This is a genomic window from Methylobacterium sp. Leaf118 (assembly GCF_920984675.1).
GTDB lineage: Bacteria > Pseudomonadota > Alphaproteobacteria > Rhizobiales > Beijerinckiaceae > Methylobacterium.
Genome location: NZ_CAKLBV010000062.1, coordinates 20,118 through 27,026, shown reverse-complemented (window position 1 = coordinate 27,026; position 6,909 = coordinate 20,118). Strand labels below are relative to the sequence as shown.

Sequence of the window (6,909 nt, the reverse complement as noted above, 5' to 3'; positions counted from 1 at the left end):
CCGTTCGATCAGCGCCGGGAATTGCCGGCCCGCGGCGCGGCGCCGGCCCGCGAGGCGCCGCGCACCTATGGCGGCGCGGCCTCGGCCAAGCCCGGCGAGGCGGCGGACGATGCCCGGGCGCGGGCCGCGCAGATGCAGACCCTGGAGGATCTGGAGGCGCTCCTGCGCGGCTTCGAGGGCTGCGGCCTGCGCTTCACGGCCAAGAACCTCGTCTTCGCCGACGGCAATCCGCAGGCGCGGGTGATGTTCGTGGGCGAGGCGCCGGGGGCCGACGAGGACCGCATCGGCAAGCCCTTCATGGGCCGCTCCGGCCAGTTGCTGGACCGGATGATGGCGGCGATCGGGCTCGACCGCAGCTCGGCCTACATCACGAACATCGTTCCGTGGCGCCCGCCGGGCAACCGCAACCCGACCCCGCAGGAGGTCTCGATCTGCCGGCCCTTCATCGAGCGCCAGATCGAACTCGCCGCGCCCGAGCTGCTCGTCTGCCTGGGCGCGCCCGCCACCCAGACGCTGACGGGCACCAAGGACGGCATCCTCAAGGCCCGCGGGCGGTTCTACCCCTACCCCTTGCGCGACGGGCGCGAGATCCGGGCGCTCGCCACGCTCCATCCGGCCTACCTCCTGCGCCAGCCGGTGCAGAAGCGGCTGGCCTGGCGCGACTTCCGGATGCTCAAGAACGCCCTCGACGCGGGCCGCTAGCCTCGCGTAGAGCCGCGAGAAGCGGAACCGTATGGTTCGCGCCGCCATTCTACCGCATCGGCCCGAGTCGGGGCGTCCGGCGCCCGGAACGGGGCCGATGCGACGGCATCGGGTCGACAGCCCCGTCCGCGAGCGGGGAAAGCCAGGGGAGCGCCATGCGCTGGGACGACTTTCGCGCCTCGGACAATGTCGAGGACCGGCGCGGCGAGGGCGGGGGAGGCGGCGGCGGCTTTCCCGGCGGCGGCGCCGGGGGCCTGGGCATCGGCGCGATCGTCATCGTGCTGCTGATTTCCTGGGTCACCGGCATCAACCCGGCGATCCTGATGGGCGGTGCCGAGCAGATCACCGGGGGCGGCCGCCAGCGCGAGGAGCGGGTCGATCCTGAGACGCAGGCGAAGCGGCGTCAGGCCCCGACCGACCAGACCGGCCAGTTCGCCGCCAAGATCCTCGGCAACACCGAAGACGTCTGGAAGGAGATCCTGCCCAACCAGACCGGCCGGCAATACACCCCCGCCAAGATGGTGCTCTACCAAGGTGGCACCCGCTCGGGCTGCGGCAACGCCCAGGCCGCGATGGGGCCGTTCTACTGCCCGATCGACAAGACGGTCTATCTCGACACCAGCTTCTTCCAGGAGATGCGGACGAAGTTCGGCGTGAAGGGCGAGTTCGCCTATGCCTACGTCATCGCCCATGAAATCGGCCACCACATCCAGGATGTGCTCGGCATCCTCGGCAAGGTCCAGAGCCGCCAGCAGGCCGCGGGCGACAAGCGCGAGGCCAACCAGCTTTCGGTCCGCGTCGAGCTGATGGCCGATTGCCTCGCCGGCGTCTGGGCCAAGAACTCCAACGACCGCTGGAACTCCCTCGACCCGAGCGACATCCAGGAGGCGTTGAAGGCCGCCAGCGCCATCGGCGACGACAAGCTGCAGGAGCAGAGCCAGGGCTACGCCGTGCCGGACAGCTTCACCCACGGATCGTCGGAGCAGCGGATGCGCTGGTTCATGACGGGCTACAAGAGCGGCCAGACCAAGTCCTGCGACACGTTCCGCGCCAGCCGCGGCTGACCCCGTCTCGATTTCTCGGAGCGTTCATGACGGATGAGACCGCGCGCGAGCGGATGCTCGCCGGCAAGCTCTATCGCGGCGACGATCCGGAACTCGTGGCCTCCCGCAACGCCGCCAAGAAGCGGCTCCTCCGGCTCAACGCCATGGAGCCCGAGGACGCGGCGGGGCGCGAGGCGGTCGTGCGCGAACTCTTCGGTGCGGCCGGGCGCAACCCGACGGTCTGCCCCGGCTTCGCCTGCGACTACGGCGGCAACATCAGCGTCGGCGACGACTTTTTCTGCAACTTCAACTGCGTCTTCCTCGACTGCGCGCGCATCACCATCGGCCATCGGGCCCAGATCGCCCCGATGGTGCAGATCTACACCGCCGAGCATCCCCTCGACCGGGCCCAGCGCGCGGCCTTCTGGGAGAGCGCGCGCCCCGTCACCCTCGGCGACGACGTGTGGATCGGCGGCGGAGCGATCCTGCTGCCCGGCATCACCGTGGGGGACGGGGCCGTGATCGGCGCCGGCGCCGTGGTGACGCGGGACGTGCCGGCGGGCGCGTTGGTGGTGGGCAACCCGGCCAAGATCGTGAAGCGGATGTGACCCCGGCCTTCAATCGGCCTTGCCGAAGAAGCGGAAAGTGTTCCGTCCCGCGGCTTTTGCCCGATAGAGGGCTTGGTCGGCCGCGGACAGGAGCGCATCCGGCCGGTCGGCGTCCTGGGGCGTGCAAGCGATGCCGATGCTCAATCCGACCGAGAGCGTCGTCGCCTTGTAGGCGATCGGCTCGCCGATGGCCGCGACGAGGCGTTCGGCGATGGGGCTCAGCTCCGATCGATCGCGCGCGAGAAGGGCGGTGAACTCGTCGCCGCCGAGGCGGGCGACGACATCCGCGCCGCGCAGGACCGTGCGGAGTCGGGCCGCACAGGTCTGCAGAACGAAATCGCCGGCCTCGTGCCCCAGCGTGTCGTTGATCGCCTTGAAGCGGTCGAGGTCCATGTAGAAGAGCGCGACGCTCACACGGCCGAGACGGGCGCGCTCGATGGCCATGATCAGGCTCTGGCCGAACTGCATCCGGTTGGGCAGTCCCGTCAGCGTGTCGAACGAGGCGAGGTGCTCCAACCGCGCCTCCAACGCCTTGCGCTTGCCGACATCGCGCACCGACACGACGTAGCCGTTGGCCACACCCGTCACGGGATCGTGGGTCAGGCGCAGGGACGCTTCCATCCAGATCCAGGCTCCGTTCTTGTGCTGGAGCCGTAGTTCGATGACGGCGACGTCGATCCGGGCCTCCCGCACGCCCTCCATGAAGCGCTTGAAGGCCGGGGCGTCGTCGGGATGGGCGATGGCGATCGCCTTCTGCCCGACGAGTTCTTCCGGCTCGTATCCGAGCAGGTTCCGGATGGACGGTGAGACGTAGAGGCGGACCCCCTCGAGGTTTCCGCGAATGATGGTGTCGGTGGACATCTCCGCGAGCAGGCGGAACGCGGCTTCCCGTTCGACCGCCCTGCGTGCGGCATGCGAGAGACGGAGCGCCTGGTCGGCGAGGGCGGCGAGGGCCGTCAGACGTTCCACGCCTTCGGCCGTCTCCGCACGGGGGCTCGGGCCGAGAACGGTCAGGCAGCCCATGTCGTCGGGGCCGAACGGGATGCGGGCGAGGAAGCGGATGCCCGGCCCGTGCGTCGCGGACCACGCCGCGAAGGCCCGGTCTTCACGGGTGTCGCCGCACCACACGAGGGAGGATCCCGACGGGGGCCACCCCTCCTGCGCCGTCACCGCGCGCCGGAAATCGGGATCGGCGGCGGGATCGAGATCGGTCCAGCTGCCGGCCTCGCCCGAGAGTCGGAGGGATGCGGCCGGAACGTCCAACAGGAGGCGCGCGATCCGGCACAGTTCCGGGAAGCGCAGGTCCGACCTGACGATCGCTTCACTGTCATCGACGGCGGCGTGGCCCGCATTCCGTGTCGTCATGCTCGCGGCTGCCGGCCCCGCATCGTCCATCGCCGCCGTGTAGCCGAGCGATGGTTAATGGCCTTCGATGCGTCCCCGGCCATCCGGATCCTCCCGATCGAAGGGGGACGAGCGGGCCCCACCCGCGACCGTCCGCACGGAACGGCGCGCTACTCCACCCGCACCCATCCCTGCGGCATCAGCCGCTCCTGCGGCTTGAACTTGGCTTTGTAGTCCATCTTGCGGGAGCCATCGACCCAGTAGCCGAGATAGAGATACGGCAGGCCGAGCGCCCGGGCGCGGCGGATATGGTCGAGGATCATGTAGGTGCCCAGCGACCGGTCGGCCGCCGCGGGGTCGTAGAACGAGTAGACCATGGACAGGCCGTCGGCGAGCACGTCGGTGAGGCAGACCGCGACCGGCGCGCCGACGCCGCGGCCGTGGATCGCGCTGTCGGGGCCGCGCTCGCGATAGACCACGAGATGGGTGTCGACGTGGCTGTCCTCGATCATCATGGCGTAGTCGAGCACGGTCATGTCGACCATGCCCCCATCGCCGTGGCGGGCGTCGAGATAGCGGCGGAACAGGGCGTATTGCTCGGAGGCCGGGCGATTGGGCTCGGGCGTGCCGATCAGCCCGGCATTGCGCTGCATCACCCGGCGCTGGCTGCCGGTGATGCGGACGTCCTCCACCACCACCCGCACCGAGACGCAGGCCCGGCAGGTCTCGCAGGCCGGCCGGTAGGCGATGGTCTGCGACCGGCGGAAGCCGCCCTGGGTCAGGATCTCGTTGAGATCGCGGGCGCGCCGCCCGACCAGGTGCGTGAACACCTTCCGTTCCTCCTGGCCCGGCAGATAGGGGCAGGGGGAGGGCGCCGTGAGGTAGAATTGCGGAGTGTCGCGCGGATGGCTCGTCACGCTGGGTAAGGCTCGCCTCGGGCGCGGCGGCACGAAAGGCGCCCGCACCGCCGGACCCAATGTAGCCGGATCGCGGCGCCGCTCAATGGACTTGGTGGGCGCGGCGGCGCCTTATCCGCCGCCGGCCGGGCACCGTGTCACACGCGCACCACGGCGAGGCCGAGGAGCAGGTCGTGGCCGAGACGCCGGTCGGGCCGCACGAGGCCGAACACGATGTCGAGGCACCACAGCAGGAAGGTCGAGATCGCGACGTAGAACAGCAGGGCGTGGACCGCCGCGGTCAGCATGTCGACCCGGCGCCCGCTCTCCGGCGCCACGACGCGCAAGCCCAGCATCCGCATGCCCAGCGTGCTCTGCTTGTCGCCGCCTACCGTGATCGCGCTGTAGAGGATCGCGCTGACGCCGAGGATCGGGAACAGCGCCCAGCCGAGGCCGAAGGTGACGACGCCGAGGACCGCGATCACGGTCGCGAGAATCGCCGTGAACACGAAGATGAAGGCGAGGTCCAGCAGGTAGGCGACGGAGCGCCCGCCCAGGCTCGCCCGGACATAGGGGACCGGTACGCCGCCAAAGGCCGGTGCCCCGGGAATGTCGGTATAGCCCGGACGGTAGCCGGGCTCGTAATTGGTCATGATGCCCTTCCGTGATCCGCGAGGCGTCTACTCGAAAGAGGTGGGGAGGGCCGCCTCGGCTGCCAAGGGGCGAGCCGAGGGGCGCGCGGCCGGGCTCAGCGCCCGGACCGCCCGGGATCGGCCGCTTCGGCCTCCGGCGTGTCGAGGTAGTAGCGCTTGAGCAGGTAGAGGGAGGCGCCGTTCACGGGACCGCGCTCGGTGGCGAGGCCGGTCAGGTCGGTCCCGGCATCGAAGCCGCAGACGAGGAAGCGGACCCGGCCGGCCTCGCCCCTGAGCAGGGTGCCGTCGGCCTCGGCCAATTGGTAATCGACCCGGACGCTGCCGCGGCCGGATCCGGGCCCCACCCGCAGGAGCCGGATCACGGTGCCGGCCGGCAGGGGCGAGGGCCGCAGGGCCGGCACGGCCCGGCGGCAGAGGGTCTGGCGCCCGGCTTCGGGGCCGGGCTCGCAGCCGAACCCGAGGCCGATCCAGAGGAGGAGGCCGGCCAGAGCCGCGCGCCGGGCACCCCGCGCCAAGACCGGTTCCGCCGTCAGACGCCCGCGCGCAGCCGCTCGGCGATCCGGGGGGCGAAGTAGGTCAGCACGCCGTCGGCCCCCGCCCGCTTGAAGGCGAGCAGGCTCTCGGTCATGGCCCGGTCGCCGTCGAGCCAGCCGTTGCGGGCGGCGGCCTCGATCATCGCGTATTCGCCCGACACCTGGTAGGCGAAGGTCGGCACGCCGAACTCGGTCTTCACCCGGGTGATGATGTCGAGATAAGGCAGGCCGGGCTTCACCATCACCGAATCGGCTCCCTCGTCGAGGTCGAGGGCGACCTCGCGCAGGGCTTCGGCCGCGTTGCCGGGGTCCATCTGGTAGGTGCGCTTGTCGCCCACCAGGGCGGCCTTGGTGCCGATGGCGTCGCGGAACGGTCCGTAGAAGGCACTGGCGTACTTGGCGGCGTAGGCCATGATCTGCACGTCGCGGAACCCGGCTCGGTCGAGGCCGGTGCGGATCGCGCCGACGCGCCCGTCCATCATGTCGGAGGGGGCGATGATGTCGGTGCCGGCCTCGGCCTGGATCAGGCTCTGCTCGACCAGGACCGCCACCGTTTCATCGTTGAGGATGGCCCCGTTCGCGATCAGCCCGTCATGACCGTGGCTGGTATAGGGATCGAGGGCGACGTCGGTCATGACGCCGATCTCGGGCACGGCCTTCTTCACCGCCCGCACCGCCCGGCAGACGAGGTTCTCCCGGTTGAGCGCCTCGGTGCCGTTGGGATCGCGCAGGGACGGCTCGGTATAGGGGAAGAACGAGATCGCCGGGATGCCGAGCCGGGCCGCGGTTTCCGCCGCGCGCACGGCCTCGTCGACGCTGAGGCGCTCGACGCCGGGCATGGAGGCGATGGGCTCGCGCCGGCCCGTGCCCTCGATGACGAAGAGCGGCCAGATCAGGTCGTCGACGGTGAGCGTATGCTCGCGCACGAGGCGGCGCGACCACTCCGCCTTGCGGTTGCGGCGCGGGCGCTGGGTCAGGCTCAGCGAGCCGGCGCCGGGGGCGGCCTCCCGCGCGGTCTCGACGGCGAGCGGGCGCGGGGTGGCGTCTGGCATGGTCCTGGCACTCCGGTCGTTCCGGAGCGCTCTTAGCGCATCCGTCTTCCCATCCGAAAGGTGCCGTCGCCGCAGGGT

At 70.7% G+C, this 6,909-nt stretch carries 8 protein-coding genes; 3 read left to right on the top strand and 5 right to left on the bottom strand.

Annotated features, from left to right (window positions below; all coding sequences use genetic code 11):
* The 3 genes from LW587_RS19785 to LW587_RS19775 all read left to right on the top strand — a co-directional run.
* On the top strand, window positions 1–702 hold a 702-nt coding region (locus LW587_RS19785), incomplete at its 5' end, for a uracil-DNA glycosylase (protein WP_232631309.1).
* Window positions 703–857: 155 nt separating this feature from the next.
* Window positions 858–1,766: a KPN_02809 family neutral zinc metallopeptidase gene (ypfJ, locus tag LW587_RS19780; RefSeq protein WP_232631308.1), complete on the top strand. Its 909-nt coding sequence runs from the start codon at window positions 858–860 to the stop codon at window positions 1,764–1,766.
* 26 nt (window positions 1,767–1,792) lie between these two features.
* Entirely contained in the window at window positions 1,793–2,353 is a 561-nt protein-coding gene (locus tag LW587_RS19775; RefSeq protein WP_232631307.1) for a sugar O-acetyltransferase, read from the top strand.
* Between the two features lie 9 nt (window positions 2,354–2,362).
* Here LW587_RS19775 and LW587_RS19770 read toward each other — a convergent pair whose 3' ends face one another.
* From LW587_RS19770 to hemB, 5 genes are all read right to left on the bottom strand, one after another.
* Complete coding sequence (locus LW587_RS19770; protein WP_232631306.1) at window positions 2,363–3,718, bottom strand: diguanylate cyclase domain-containing protein; 1,356 nt, start codon at window positions 3,716–3,718, stop codon at window positions 2,363–2,365.
* A 149-nt stretch (window positions 3,719–3,867) separates the two neighbouring features.
* The gene (locus LW587_RS19765) at window positions 3,868–4,614 is read right to left on the bottom strand and encodes an arginyltransferase (protein WP_232631305.1); all 747 of its coding nucleotides are present in this window, start codon (window positions 4,612–4,614) and stop codon (window positions 3,868–3,870) included.
* Window positions 4,615–4,751: 137 nt separating this feature from the next.
* The gene (locus tag LW587_RS19760) at window positions 4,752–5,246 is read right to left on the bottom strand and encodes an RDD family protein (RefSeq protein WP_232631304.1); all 495 of its coding nucleotides are present in this window, start codon (window positions 5,244–5,246) and stop codon (window positions 4,752–4,754) included.
* A gap of 95 nt (window positions 5,247–5,341) precedes the next feature.
* Window positions 5,342–5,761: a hypothetical protein gene (locus LW587_RS19755; RefSeq protein WP_232631303.1), complete on the bottom strand. Its 420-nt coding sequence runs from the start codon at window positions 5,759–5,761 to the stop codon at window positions 5,342–5,344.
* 14 nt (window positions 5,762–5,775) lie between these two features.
* Window positions 5,776–6,831: a porphobilinogen synthase gene (hemB, locus tag LW587_RS19750; RefSeq protein ID WP_232631302.1), complete on the bottom strand. Its 1,056-nt coding sequence runs from the start codon at window positions 6,829–6,831 to the stop codon at window positions 5,776–5,778.
* Between the last annotated feature and the right edge of the window lie 78 nt (window positions 6,832–6,909).